The following is a 13,635-nucleotide window of genomic DNA, read 5'->3' as shown; positions in this document are numbered from 1 at the left end:
AAAACGCCGCTCCTTCAATCCTCCGCCTTGCTTCATTCTTGCTCGCGCTCAAAACGCTCAACAGGATGGTGGCACGCGTTTCAAGTGGCCGACGGCATACGGAGTATGCCTGCTACGTAGTAGGCACACTCCGTGTGCCGGCGGCGACGCCGATTCGCTCTCGCGCACAATCAGACCCCGCTAAAACGCCGCTCCTTCAATCCTCCGCTTTGCCCCGTTCTTGCTCACGCTCGAAACGCTCGACAGGACGGTGGCACGCGTTTCAAGTGGCCGACGGCATACGGAGTATGCCTGCTACGTAGTAGGCACACTCCGTGTGCCGGCGGCGATGCCGATTCGCTCTCGCGCACAATCAGACCCCGCTAAAGCGCTGCTCTATCAATCCTCCGCCTTGCTTCATTCTTGCTCGCGCTCGAAACGCTCGAACAGGACGGCGGCACGCGTTTCAAGTGGCCGACGGCATACGGAGTATGCCTGCTACGTAGTCGGCACACTCCGTGTGCCGTTTGAATTTAAAGGGACGGGAGTCTTTGTGATTTCCCGCTGCCCCGTTTCGCACTGGGCCACTTCCGTTTAAGCAGTCCCCCCTACCCACATGCAAGGTTTCAGGGTCCGGGCGGCAGTTGGAGCCAGATGTAGACGCCCATTGTGCCGGTCGGGGATCGGCCAAAGCCGGCCAGGCCGAGGCGGCCGTCGCCGGTGAAATCGGCCACGCCGAACCGGGCGTCGTAATACGGAATGTAGTCGAGCTTGATCGGAGTGATTCGCTTCGGGCTGAGGCCGTCGGCGCTTGAACCGGTGAGCACCAGCGCCCCGCCCTCGTTGCCACGCTTGCAGAGAATTAGATCGGCGCGGCCATCGCCGTTCCAATCTGCAATCGTCGGCCCGTCGCGATTCACTTCCGCCCCGGGCACGACGAACTTTGTGTTCGGATCTTTTGCAAACGGAGCGCGGGGATCGCCCGTGTTGCGATAGAGCCAAACGATCGCGCCGATTGGCCCGGTGCCCAACAGGGCTACGTCGGTTCGGCCATTGTGTTCGAAATCGGCGGCGGCGACCCAGGTCCAGCCTTTCGATTCGCTCGGCGGCGGCGCGAGATGAAAGGCCGGCGTTTCGGCGAGCGAACCATCGGGCCGGCGGAGGAAGATATCGCCGTTCGACGTGATCAGGTCGTCGCGCTTGTCGCCGTCGATGTCGACGATTTGGGATTGTAAATAGTGCTCGATCGGGTGGTTGGTTTGGCGAACGCGGAATAAATCATTTTGCCGCTGCGACGCGGCGCCGCCGGTGGAATCGTGGGTGCCGCTGGCGGACGTCTTGGGGCGGAGGCGCTCCCGTTCGGCGATGTAGAACGAATCGACGAAGCGCGAGCCGATCAGCAGGCCCGGCTCGCCGTTCTTGCCAAAATCTTCCGCCGCTGCTTCGCTCGCTCGGGTCACTTCCAGCCGCTCGGCCTTGTATTTCAGCCGCCCCGGCTCGGCCAGCAGCAACTCCGCATGATCTTCGCTGGCCACGAAGAAATCGGCTGCCGGGCCGTTGTGCATCCGCACGATCCGCAAGCGATTCCCCCGTTCCAGATCCGATAGCTCGATTTCGGCATCGGGCCGCTCGGCGAATTTTCCACCATGGTTGAGATAAATCTTCACTGCCGAGCCGCGGCCCTTGGGCACGAGCACGGCCACGTCGGGCCGGCCGTCGCCGTCGATATCGCCGTATGCCGCCGCTACGATCGGCTCGCGCCATGCGACGATCAGATAGTTTTTCTGCGTGAAACGGCAAAACGGATTCGGCGCCGGCGGCGTCATGTGCGACCAGCCGGTCTCTTCCCCCGCCTCGATGCCCTTGGCGATGAATTCGTCGGCCGGCCGATGCCGTGGCCTCCGAGAATCATATCGGGCCGGAACGAGGCGACTTTTCGCAAACTGCGAAGCACATCTTCGGCGCTGAAATCCAAGCTTCCGTCGTAGCCAAGCACGCCGCCGCCCATGATCAAATCGCCGGTCGCGGCATACGTTCGACCGTTCATTCGAAACACATAGCCCATCGAGCCGTAAGTGTGGCCGGGCAAGCAAATCGCTTTAACTTTCAATCCCGCGAGATCGAGCTCGCGATCCTCGGCGATCGGAATATCGACCGGCGTCGGCGGATGGAATCCATAGCCGGTGCCGAGGGGAGTGAGATGTTGCAGGTCGTAGGCCGTCGTGGCGCCAGCCACGGATTGCGCACCGGTGACGACGCGCCACAACCGGGCGCCGGGGGCATGGTCGCCGTGCTCATGCGTGATCAGCACATATTTGATTCGCATCGGGTCGAGCCCCGCGCCGACCATGCGGGCCCAATTCTGCTCGAACGATTCGCCGGCATTGGGATCGATCAGGATCAGGCCGCGCGGGGCTTCGATCACGATTTGGCTTCCCAAATCGCTATGGGCGCGGCCCCCGTTGGTGCGCCAGATGCCGGGAGCGATCGGGTCGGCCTTTTGATTCTTCGTCCACGGTTTTTCGGCGTGCCGCACGGTTTCATTCAGATTCGTCTGCCAAAGTTTTTTGCCGGCGCCGTCGAACATCGAGAGGATTCCGGCGGTCGTGGCCACGGCGAAGCGCGAAGCGCCCGTTTTCGAGCCGCGGACAAGGCTCGCCGCGCCGACGTCGACGCCGTCGGGCAAGCCGGCGACCGGATGACCCGTCTTGTCGAGCCAATAAACTTTGTGGTTCCAGCAGCCCAGGGCCGTCGTGCCGGCGGCATCGGTGTCGGCGGAAGCGATCGCATCGGGGAATCCGATGGTCCGCAAATCGCCGCTGCCGGTATCGCAGAGATACAGCGTGCTGGCCTTGTCGTCGACGGGCAGCAGCGGCTGGCCCCCGAGGCCGCGGCTCGTCCAGTTGTGTGGCGAAACAACGAGCGTTTGGCCGTCGAGCGAAAATGCCAGATCGCACCAGAACGGGTCGGCAAAACTTTCGGGACCGATGCGGCGGAGCATGTTGCCGTGCAGATCATAGATATGGATCGTCGGCCGCGAGGGCATGAACCGCGTGCCGAACGGAATGTCGCGGCTGCCGTCGCGGGGATGAAACACGCGCTGCCACCCCTCGTAGTCGGCGACGGCGATCCGCTGGCCTGCCCGATCGATGGCCACCGCCAGCGGCGCTTCGAATCTCAGATCTTCGTGCGGCGGCACGCGCGGGCCATAGATGCCCTGCGCAGGCTGCGGCGATCGGACGACATCGCTGCTCGCCGCCCGCGACCAGACAATCCCAGTCTTGTTGTCGGGCCGCACGATCAGCAGATTTTGGAAGGCTGGCCGCGAGCGATCGGATGCGTGAATGTCCGAATGCTCGGCGGCTTCACGCGGCGTGTAGTAAAAACCGGTGTTGAATCGACCAACGACGGCGGTTCCGCCGGGGCTCGCCGCAAGCGAGATGGTCAGCCCAGGACCGATTCGTGCCCGCTCCGCTGCCTTATTTCCAGGCGCGCTATTTCCAGGCGCACCGTTGCCGGGCGACAGCCAATCAATGCTCTGATCGCCGGCGACGACAATGCGATCGCCCGCGCGGCAGAACACATTCGGCAGATGATTCGAATGCTCGCCGTAGTGCCACAGGCACCATTGGGGGCGAAAGTCGGCGAATTTGAATTCGCTTTGCGGATCGCCCTTGCCGCCAAGCTGGCTTACTTCCGTGCCATCGAGAAAGCCATACAATCGCGGCACGTCGCCGGAGGTTCCCTCCGGGGTGCCACAAAGGCCGGCGATGAATCGGCCGTCGCTGGAAACGACCGTTTCGTTGACCCAGCGCTGACCGGCGATGTGTTCGCCGACAATTCTTCCATCCGCGTCAAGCTGCAGCAAGTTTGAGTCGCCTTGCGGAGCGATCGTTCCGACGACGATCGATCGGCCATCGTCGCTCATATCGAGGCATGCGATTCCTTGCCACGGCAACGGCCCCAAGCCGCGGGCATCCCAACTGGGCACGCCGCTCTTTGCCGCTCGTGTCCCGATTTCGACAATCGTTTCGGCGGCTCGCAGTGCCGGATCGGGCACGGCGAAAACGAGGCCGAGCGCGAAGAAGATGATCGCCTTCCAGCAGGGGAAAGCATGTCGCTCTGATTCCCGCCGATTTCTTCTGAACATAGTCGAGAAGCTATCACACGCAGACACTGCGGGCAACTTTTTTCTGGCCGCGCGATAATGCCCGCCAGCGCGCTGTAGCAGGCACACTCCGTGTGCCGTCTGCCACCTGTGACGGTTCGCCACGGCCTACCGGCTTCCGACCTTTTCCCAAATGGAATCCGTTTCATCGCGCCGACGGCATTCGGAGAATGCCTACTACGTAGCAGGCACACTCCGTGTGCCGTCTGCCACTTGTGACGGGTAGCGACGCCATTCCATTGCGAGCGCTGCGTGCTCCTGACGCGATGCAGCAGATCGGCGAGGATGGGCCGCGCGGCAATGCCCGATTCCGGCTAATGCCCGCCGCGGCCCTGCGGAATTCCCTACCGCGGAATCACATACTGAACGGCCGCAGAAAGTTCGATCGACAGGCCGGCCGCATCGGCGACCGCATCCGATTGTTTGCCGAGATGCGAGATGATCGTGTAGCGGCCGGCGGGGACGGGAAGCAGAGATCGCTTTGGCTCGCGGATCGTCCAGGCGGCCCAAGCTCGGCGGTCACCGCTGCGAAATTGCAGCACGTAGTCGTTCGCCTCGCCTTGCTTGATGATCCGCTCGAATTGGTATCCGGCGAGCGTCTTGGTCAGCGTTTGCGCGGCGAAGTAGGCGGGCTTCGGTTGGTAGACCGGCGTTTGGCTTGCGTGATATTCATGGCCGACGGTGCCGAAATGGTGTTCCGGCTCGGCGGGATTGGTGCCGTCGTCATGCCAGTCGTACCAGATCGAAATCGGAATGCCGGCCGACAGATTCACCAACCATTGCCGGGCGAGCATCTCTGCTTGCCGCTCGGTATCATACGCCCGCCAGCCGCCGCGGGCCCCTGCGCCGGCTGCATAGCCCCATTCGCCCGACAGGATCGGTATCGGCTCGGTCGATGGTGCATATTTCCGAATCAAGGCGCGCATCTTCGCATAGTCGGCCAACACTCTCTCCGGATCGCCGGCGTGATTGAATTCGACCTTGTCGGTTTCGTGCGCCGCCTTCCAGCCGATCGTCGGTTCATCTTGGCGATAGGGATGCACGCTGACGGCATCCCAATACTTCAAGCAGCCGCCTCGCAGACAGGTTTCTAGAAACTTGAGGTCGATGGTCGACATTGCGGGGCCGACATACAACTCGCGCGCGATGGCCGGCGTCTGGCGGATCGCCTTGCCGACCGCAACGGCCAGCGCCGCGTAGGCGGCCGCATCGGGCTTGGGCTTCCAGAAAAAGATGTTCGGTTCGTTCCACATTTCCCACACGACGCCGCGACCGCGAAAGTGCGTGATGCTTGCCACCGCCCAGCGAACAAAGGCGGCCCGGCCGGCATCGGTGTGCGGCGCCAGTCCGCCGTCGTAGAGTGGATTGCCGTAGTCGAGAATCAACATGGCACGAATGCGATGCCGGTCGAGGGCATCGAGCAATCGGTCGTAGGCCGAGAAGTCGTACGCGCCCAGTTTGCGCTCGATGCCGGCCCAGCCGAAATCCATCCGCACGACGCGAAAGCCGCCCGCGGCGAGCATCTCCAATTCACCCGGCCGGGGAGCGGTGAAATGGATATTGACCCCCAAGCCATCCGGAATCGTAGGACCGGGGAACCGGGCCGGCTCATCGGCGGCACAAACGATGCCCGCCGCGACGATCATGCAGGCGCAAGTAAACAGCAGACATTGGCGAATCCTGCGAAACAGTGAAATCGATTCGAGATAAGAACTTCGACCGCGGAATGAGTAGGAATTGAAGGTCATGTCTTAGTCCGAGGTCTGGTGGTCAGCATTAGAAGCCTGTTGAAGTATTGCCTATGGGCGATCGCGTGTGCCACTGGCTCTGCCCGTGCGTGTGACGGCCGGATTTGCAATGCAACGTTTCTCCCTCTCCCCTTTGCGGGAGAGGAGTCGGGGGTGAGGGGGTGTGTTGCGTGGCCGAGTATGCTCACGTGCCGGTGGCACACGAAGATATGCTCGCGTCGAAATAATTCAAACCGGCGGTCGTCGCATTATCCTTGAACATTTGCGCCGCAGCAACAAACTCCGCCGCGCGATCAGAATTCGCGCGATCAGAATTGGAGCGCCTTCACCCAGTGCGACGAGAAGCGAACCGCCTCGATCGGGCGACCCGGCGAAAGCAGCAGGACATCGCTCGCTCGATCGTTGATGGAGCCGCTCGGCGACTCGTTGCTCAGCACCGCCGGCACTCGAACCGTGCCCGACACGATCTCGGGCGCCAGGGCCGAGGCCTCGGCCATGAAATCGAGGGCGAATAGATGGACGTTTGGAGAGAACTCGATCTTCGGCTGTCGAAAGATCGTCCGCAGCAATTCGGCGGTGGCGGGAGCAGTCTTCGGGGCGCGCGCTGCGGCGACGAGCACATGGAGGTTCGACGCCGGCGGGTTCTCTTGCATCGTCAGATCGATCCGCTGCTCGCCATCATAGTTGACCACGAAGCGGTTGGCGGCATCCTCAATGGCCGCATGGACCTTCGGCGACTGATTGAGCTTGGTTCCTCGCTCAGTCACGCGCTCGTCGGAAACGAAGATCTTTGAGAATAGGTAGACTCGCCCGGAAACAGCCGGATGGCGCAAGTAGGGCACGATCACATAGGCGTTCTCATACTGCCGCAGATAGCGGGGATGGATGTACGAGCGGCGAAGCTGCACTCCCACGTCGCGCTCCGAGCCCAGCAGCAGCACGACGGGATGAAGATTAGCGTCGTCTGGGTAGTCGAGCCGCAAGTCGGAATTCGGTAAGAGCCGGCGGGCCGCGTCGCGCGAAACCCAGAGCACGATCCCCAGGCCGTCAAACTCACCGGTCATCCCGCGGAGCGCATTTTTCTGCGAACGATCGCGGGGAGCATCCGCCAGAGCCCTTGGCGGCGCGCCCTCTGCGACGCAAACCAAAGCCGCTAGCACAAATAAGAGCAACTCGCGACTCGATGCACGCATGGTTGATACGGTGTTTCAATGCTGGAGTTCATCGTTGGCAAACGCATCCGCCTTCCTTGGCATCACAGACCGCAAACCTTGCGGTCCTTACCGCCTATTTTTGATTATCGGAACCGCCGCGCCGAGGCTGAAAAGACTTCGAGCCGATCCGTGCGGCCAGCCGCAATCCGAGCCGTCATAATCGGTCAAATCAATCTGGGCGTCAAATTTGTCGGTCCTCCACCCGTCTGCCCCGCGTCTGAGCGTTCCCCCGATACCCGAACAATAGAACTCGCGAGGGCACTCTCGAATCGCGACCCGATTCAAGCGTTGGCACAGCCGCCATTATCTGTGCCGACTCCGCGCAAAAGCCAACGTCAGGCGAAGCGATTTTGTTGACGATGATTTCCGCAAACGTCTAAGATCATGTTCAGGAACAGCCCGTTGTCATCCGGCCAGATTTTCTAATGCCGATTCCGGCTGGTCGCGATTTCGAATGGCAAACATGGGGAAGAAGAGCCATGATACGCGCCGCGGCCGGTATCGGATTCGTGCTCGTCGTCGCCGGATTCATTGAGGGAGCGGAGCCTGTAGCGCCAACCGGTTCACGATCGCTGCCGGCCGGAGCGCTCATGCAGTTTGGCGATCCGCGGCTCATATTGACCGGGCAGGCGCACCGTCTGGCATTTTCTCCAACTGGCAACATTCTTGCCGTCACGTCCGATTCCGGCCTGGATTCGGACCGAAGCGTTCACCTATTCGACCTTCGCACCGGCCTGGAATTTCGGCAACTCGTCGCGGACTTTCGCGGGCGCGCCGCGGACTTGCAGTTGGCATTTACGGTGGATGGGAGCGAGTTTTGGGCCGGTAATGAAAACTGGAACCCCGCAACATGGCAGCGATTGGGCCAGCAGATCCCGGCTAACAATTCCTCTCTGGCAGTCACGACGGATGGAAAATATCTTGCCGCGATCGGCCATAAGCCGAACGAATTGATTCTTTGGAACGTGCGGTCTCTGGCGGGAGCGGTAGCCTTGGCTTATGCTGAAGTGCCCAGTGAAACCCGTTCGCGGTGCCCCGGGCGACCGGCTCCGACAAACACTGGCGGGGCCAGCGGCGCACGGACTACCACAAGCACTGGCGGCTAGTGGTGTTCGGCAACAGCAGCGGCGGAGTGGGCGCTCGTCTTTCGGTGTGGTCGATGAGTTTATCAGCCTGACATTCGTGCGAGGCCGCTGGAATTGACTACGCGCAATCAAACGATCTCGTTTCTGCGGCGGCGGCTGGCGGAAGTTGGCGTGCGGCTCAAGACGCAGCGCGGCCAGAATTTCCTCACCGACCTGAATCTTCTGCGGCTGTTGGTGCAGACGGCCAACTTGTCGCCCAACGATGTCGTGCTTGAAGTCGGCACCGGCACCGGGGCGCTTACGGCCCTCGTGGCCGAGCGGGTCGCCGCAGTCGTGACCGTGGAAATCGATCCGCAACTGTATCAGCTCGCGTCGGAAGAATTGATCGATTTCGACAACGTCACGATGCTCCAGCAAGACGCGTTGCAAAGCAAACACACGCTCGATCCAGTGATGCTCGCCACGATCGCCGAGCGGCTGGCGGAGGCGCCAGAGCGGCGATTCAAGTTGGTGGCCAACCTTCCCTATAGCGTCGCCACGCCGCTGATTGCCAATCTGCTCGCCGCGCCGATCGTGCCCGAAACCATGACGATTACGATCCAGCGCGAACTGGCGGAGCGGATCGTGGCCCAACCGGGCACGAAGGATTACGGTGCGCTCAGTGTTTGGGTGCAGAGCCAGTGCGAGGGGCAGTTGGTGCGATTGATGCCGCCGGAAGCATTTTGGCCGCGGCCCAAAGTGACGTCGGCGATCGTGCACCTGCGGCTCGATCCGGCGCGGAGGGCGAAGATCGTCGATCCCGATTTTTTTCACACGGTGACGCGAACGCTTTTTCTCCATCGGCGCAAATCGCTTCGCGCCGGGTTACTGAGCGGCTGGCCGCAATCGCTCGACGGTCCGGCGCTCGACAAGCCGGCAGTCGACGCGCTGTTGGCCCAACTCGGCATCGAGCCGTCGGTGCGGGCCGAGCAACTCGACGTGCCGACGTTTTTGCGATTGTCGGAAGCGATGGCTAGGATGAGGGGTTAGGTGGATGGCTTAGGGGTGGCAATTGCATAGGCGGCCCCGGCCGAGACCATCGCTAAGAGGGCAAAAAATGAGAGAATCCATTCTTTTCATGGCATGATTGAACCGCGGGGAAAACCGTCATGCGATCGGTCTCGGGTGTCGTGCGTTCGGTTGCGACGATTGTCGCCTTGAATATCGCGGCAGTTGGCGTTGCCGAAAATTGGCCGCAGTTTCGCGGGCCGACGGGGCAAGGCCTTACGAGCGAAACCGATTTGCCCATCAAGTGGGGCGGCAAGAACAACGAAAACGTGCTTTGGAAATCGCCGCTGCCGGCGACGGCCGCAAAAGCCGAGGCCGATGCCAACCAATCGAGCCCGATCGTTTGGGGCGATCAGGTTTATGTGACGTCGGCGTATTGGCCGGCTGGAAAATCGCATCACGAATTTGCGGAACAGCATATCACCTGCTACCGGCTCTCCGACGGCGCGCGGCAATGGGACACGGCCGTCGCCCACGGTCCGTGGCAATTGGGCGATTTGCGCGGCGGCTATGCGGCCCCGACGCCGACAACCGACGGCCAGCGGCTCTACGTCGCCTTCGGCTCGGCGCGAATCTCGGCGCTCGATATGCAAGGGAAAGAACTGTGGCATCGCGACATCATCGATTACAAAAGCATCGACGTCTGCTTTGCCAGCAGCCCGATCTTGTATCGCGACACGGTGATCTTGCTGACCGACAAAAACCAGGATAAGGGCCGGCTCACGGCCTACGACAAGGCGTCGGGCGAGATCCATTGGGAAAAGCCTCGCCCGACCATCGTCTACGGCCACACGACACCTCTGCTGACGACGATCGGCGGCAAGCCGCAGATGCTGATCGCTTCGTCGCATGTGCTGCAGGCGTTCCATCCGGAAAACGGCGAGTTGATCTGGTGGGTCGAGACCGTGGGCGATGTGCCGACGCCGGTGTATCACAACGGATTGGTTTACACCGACAGCGGCCGCGGCAGCCAGGGCATCGCCGTCGATCCCGACGGCACCGGCGACATCACGAAGACGAACATCAAATGGCGCGTCGGCAATATCCCCGAGGCGCTTGGCTCGGCGGTGGCGTTCGGCGATTCGCTCTACCGGCTGCACACGCCGGCCGTGCTGCGGTGCTTCGATATGTCCGACGGCCATCAGCGCTATGCCGAACGATTGGAAGGCGTATCGACGCCATCGAGCCCGATCGTCACGCCGCAGGGCATTTTGTATTTCGCCTCGGCCGGCAAATCGTATGTCGTCAAGGCGGGCCACAAGCTCGACATCCTTGCCACCAACGATCTCGAAGATCCATGCCAAGCGGCACCGGCGGTCGCCCAAGGCCGGCTGATCCTGAAAGGATCCCGATATCTGTACTGCATCGGGAAGAAATGAACGCACTTCCCTCGGCGATCCGGCAGGGGCGCAGGGGAAAATTCGCCGCGGCCACGAAATCGTCGTCCAAACAAACGTCCCAGGGCTGCGAGAACACCAACCATGCGAATCCAACTCGCTTTCCTGTTGCTGATTCCGCTCGTTGTTGCTCTCGCGGGCTGCGAGGCGCAATCCGCGGCCCGAGCGGCGATCGATGCTCGGGCGGCCGAACAGATCCCCTTCGGCACCGATTGCCTCGTGCAGTTGCAGCGAAATGCGCTGGGCGCCGGTTCGAGCACGCCGATCTCGGCAACACTGCAGCAAATCAACGGCGCGGTGCTAAGTCTGCGGGGAAAGCTCAAGCAAATGAATTCCGACTGGGTGGTTCTTACGCTCGACGACAAATCGGAATGCTGGATCGCGAAAAGCGCGGTGTTGACGATCACGATTCCGCCCGCCGGACAAAGCCGCTGAGCCAAGGATCGATGGAAGGTGCCTCCTCATGGGCGCCGTGCCCACGCAAAGCCGTGAGAATAGGAACCCCGAATTCCCCTCACCCCCGCCCTCTCCCGCAAGGGGAGAGGGATCTGCGGAGAAGTTATTTTCGGCCGAGCCTAAGTCAACGATTCGAACCCGATCCGACCTTGACGCTTGCGTTGAGGCTGCGGAATTTGCCAGATCTGCCGAAAAAAACGAAGATATCGATCGTAGCGGTGCCGATACCTCTCAAGGAACCCGGATAGGCTCTCCGTTCGGCAGAGTCGTTTCGGGCAAGCAATGCTGGCGCGCCGCGCAGTCCGTTAGCAGCGGCGGCGCACCGGTGCGTGCGATTTTGGAATCCCGGGGGGGAATACATGACGCGGCTTATTGCGCGGATGCGGATCTCGTTTGCTTGTTTGGCAATTGCGGCGATCGCCGCGCCGGTCGGCGCCGCTGATCCAACCGCGGCAGCGCCGCAGTCGGTGGAAGCCGCGGCTGCGCCGGCCAGCCCTGCACTTCCGTCCACCGAAATGCCGGCGCCATCGACGGAAGGACCGCCGGCGGCCAAGCCGCAATCGACGCCGGCTCCAGCGCCGTCCGTGCCGTCCACTTCAACCCCGTCAGGCCCGGCGCCATCGAGTGCCACGCCTTCGGTCGAAGCCCTGCCGCCGGGCACGACAGAAGCGGTGCCGACTCCGGACACGACGGCGACCGCGCCGCAAGCGGTTGAAAGTTCAGGCCCACAACCTATTGGGCCGCCGGCATGCGAAACGCCCGCTCACGAAGGAATTTTCCTGCACCCGCTGGCAGGCCGGCGGGCCAACTTCGCGGCTACGCACAATGCCCCGGCGCGGTTTCCTTACTACGACGGCCAGCCTCGGCCGGTGGCCATGCCCGTTGTCGTGCCTGGCGCGCGGGTGGCCGCTTTTGTCCAAGGTCCGCACCCGGTATTGGCCCGGTTGGCCGGGCAAGACGAACCGCAGCAAGCGATCGAGCAACCGCTGCCGCCGGGGGCTGCCGCCGCGCCCGAGGTCGCCGCGCCCGAGGTCGCCGCGCCTGAAGTCGCCGCGCCTGAAGGTGACGAGGCAGCCGCGGGGCCGGTGGTCGGACCAAGTGACGGGCCGCCCGTCTCGCCGGGAGATTGGTCTGCGCCGCAGGCGGCCGGATGGTTCGGCGGATCGGACTATTTTTTCGTCCGCCCGCATCAAACCTACGACGCCGCCTACCAGCTCACGCCCAACGGTGTTACCGGCCCGGGCGTCACGAACGTAAACTTCAATCCGTCGTTCGGCAACGGCGTGCGCCTGTTCGCGGGCTACGAAACCGCTTGCGATGAATCGATCCGATTCGGCTACACGTATCTATATAACGACACGCTTCGCACCGTCGCCGTCCCGACCGGGTCGTCGGTTCTGACGCCGCTCGGGGCGACGCTTTTTCCCGGCGATGCGCTCGACGCGACGGAGCATCTGCTTGTAAACGTCTGGGACATCGACGACTCGCGGAAGCTGAATCTCGGTTGGTGCGAATGCAAAAGCTGCTGCCCGTCGTGGGATGTCAGTTGGTCGTGGGGCGTGCGAATCATCGATATCGAAGAGGCGATCCTCAACTCGGTCACCGGGCCGGATGCCGGAACCTTCACGCAGAAATCGGCGTTCCTCGGGGCCGGCCCGAAGTTGGGCATCGACGTTCGCCGCCACCTCGGTCATAGCCGATTCTCGGCCTACGTTGCCGCCGATGCCGCATTATTGCTCGGCGAAGAAAAGACCTACGGCACCGACACGCCATCGGGCTCGAAAGGCGTTCAGGCCGTGCCGAATTTCGACGTTCAACTTGGCCTGGAATGGCGGCCAACCTGCCACATCAGCATCACCAGCGGCTATTTGTTCGAATATTTCGGCGATGCCACGCAATTGAGCGAGGCAGCCGGGCTGGCGCTATTAGTGCCGCCGCAAGCGAGCAACCTTTCGTTCGACGGCTTCTTCGTCCGCGGCGAATTCAAGTATTGAGGCCAACCGTAGCAGGCACATTCCATGTGCCGTGGCGCGCCGCAGTAGCAAAGCATTGAGCGGCGCCGACGGCATACGGAGTATGCCTGCTACGTAGTAGGCACACTCCGTGTGCCGGCGGCGATGCCGATTCGCTCTCGCGCGCAATCAGACGCCGCTAAAACGCTGCTCCTTCAATCCTCCACTTTGCTTCATTCTTGCTCGCGCTCGAAACGCGCGAACAGGACGGTGGCACGCGTTTCAAGTGGCCGACGGCATACGGAGTATGCCTGCTACGTAGTAGGCACACTCCGTGTGCCGGCGGCGATGCCGATTCGCTCTCGCGCGCAAACAGACGCCGCTAAAACGCTGCTCCTTCAATCCTCCACTTTGCCCTATTCTTGCTCGCGCTCGAAATGCGCGAACAGGATGTGGCACGCGTTTCAAGTGGCCGACGGCATACGGAGTATGCCTGCTACGTAGTAGGCACACTCCGTGTGCCGGCGGCGATGCCGATTCGCTCTCGCGCGCAATCAGACGCCGCTAAAACGCTGCTCCTTCAATCCTC

At 62.2% G+C, this 13,635-nt stretch carries 9 protein-coding genes; 5 read left to right on the top strand and 4 right to left on the bottom strand.

The genetic code is table 11. The features are described 5' to 3' along the window. Window positions 1-605 precede the first annotated feature (605 nt). The 4 genes from VHX65_03010 to VHX65_02995 form a co-directional block, all read right to left on the bottom strand. Window positions 606-1,805, bottom strand: a complete 1,200-nt coding sequence (locus tag VHX65_03010) for an FG-GAP-like repeat-containing protein (GenBank protein HEX3997501.1) — start codon at window positions 1,803-1,805, stop codon at window positions 606-608. Continuing rightward, entirely contained in the window at window positions 1,802-4,039 is a 2,238-nt protein-coding gene (locus VHX65_03005) for an MBL fold metallo-hydrolase (GenBank protein ID HEX3997500.1), read from the bottom strand. Before VHX65_03005 ends, VHX65_03010 begins: the two co-directional genes overlap by 4 nt. A gap of 452 nt (window positions 4,040-4,491) precedes the next feature. Next, window positions 4,492-5,895, bottom strand: coding sequence for a hypothetical protein (locus VHX65_03000; GenBank protein HEX3997499.1), 1,404 nt, complete (start codon window positions 5,893-5,895; stop codon window positions 4,492-4,494). A gap of 308 nt (window positions 5,896-6,203) precedes the next feature. Further along, a complete protein-coding gene (locus VHX65_02995; GenBank protein ID HEX3997498.1) occupies window positions 6,204-6,959 on the bottom strand; it encodes a hypothetical protein in 756 nt (251 codons plus the stop codon). A gap of 629 nt (window positions 6,960-7,588) precedes the next feature. Here VHX65_02995 and VHX65_02990 point away from each other — a divergent pair. The 5 genes from VHX65_02990 to VHX65_02970 all read left to right on the top strand — a co-directional run bounded on the left by VHX65_02990 (window position 7,589) and on the right by VHX65_02970 (window position 13,088). Continuing rightward, window positions 7,589-8,215 (top strand): WD40 repeat domain-containing protein, encoded by a 627-nt coding sequence (locus VHX65_02990; protein ID HEX3997497.1) that lies wholly within the window; start codon window positions 7,589-7,591, stop codon window positions 8,213-8,215. Between the two features lie 93 nt (window positions 8,216-8,308). Further along, window positions 8,309-9,223: a 16S rRNA (adenine(1518)-N(6)/adenine(1519)-N(6))-dimethyltransferase RsmA gene (rsmA, locus tag VHX65_02985; protein ID HEX3997496.1), complete on the top strand. Its 915-nt coding sequence runs from the start codon at window positions 8,309-8,311 to the stop codon at window positions 9,221-9,223. A 119-nt stretch (window positions 9,224-9,342) separates the two neighbouring features. Continuing rightward, entirely contained in the window at window positions 9,343-10,620 is a 1,278-nt protein-coding gene (locus VHX65_02980; protein HEX3997495.1) for a PQQ-binding-like beta-propeller repeat protein, read from the top strand. A 102-nt stretch (window positions 10,621-10,722) separates the two neighbouring features. Further along, window positions 10,723-11,073, top strand: coding sequence for a hypothetical protein (locus VHX65_02975; protein ID HEX3997494.1), 351 nt, complete (start codon window positions 10,723-10,725; stop codon window positions 11,071-11,073). A 380-nt stretch (window positions 11,074-11,453) separates the two neighbouring features. After that, on the top strand, window positions 11,454-13,088 hold the full coding sequence (locus VHX65_02970; protein HEX3997493.1) for an Lpg1974 family pore-forming outer membrane protein: 1,635 nt from the start codon (window positions 11,454-11,456) through the stop codon (window positions 13,086-13,088). Window positions 13,089-13,635 lie beyond the last annotated feature (547 nt).

This window comes from Pirellulales bacterium, from assembly GCA_036267355.1.
Taxonomy (GTDB): domain Bacteria; phylum Planctomycetota; class Planctomycetia; order Pirellulales; family DATAWG01; genus DATAWG01.
Note: the sequence above shows the minus strand (reverse complement) of the source record. Positions and strands in the feature narration are given on the sequence as shown.

Coding starts and splice junctions, on each gene's coding strand:
- VHX65_03010 (HEX3997501.1), bottom strand. CDS start 1,805: ATGACGCCGCCGGCGCCGAATCCGTTTTGCCGTTTCACGCAGAAAAAC.
- VHX65_03000 (HEX3997499.1), bottom strand. CDS start 5,895: ATGACCTTCAATTCCTACTCATTCCGCGGTCGAAGTTCTTATCTCGAA.
- VHX65_02995 (HEX3997498.1), bottom strand. CDS start 6,959: ATGACCGGTGAGTTTGACGGCCTGGGGATCGTGCTCTGGGTTTCGCGC.
- VHX65_02990 (HEX3997497.1), top strand. CDS start 7,589: ATGATACGCGCCGCGGCCGGTATCGGATTCGTGCTCGTCGTCGCCGGA.
- VHX65_02980 (HEX3997495.1), top strand. CDS start 9,343: ATGCGATCGGTCTCGGGTGTCGTGCGTTCGGTTGCGACGATTGTCGCC.
- VHX65_02975 (HEX3997494.1), top strand. CDS start 10,723: ATGCGAATCCAACTCGCTTTCCTGTTGCTGATTCCGCTCGTTGTTGCT.
- VHX65_02970 (HEX3997493.1), top strand. CDS start 11,454: ATGACGCGGCTTATTGCGCGGATGCGGATCTCGTTTGCTTGTTTGGCA.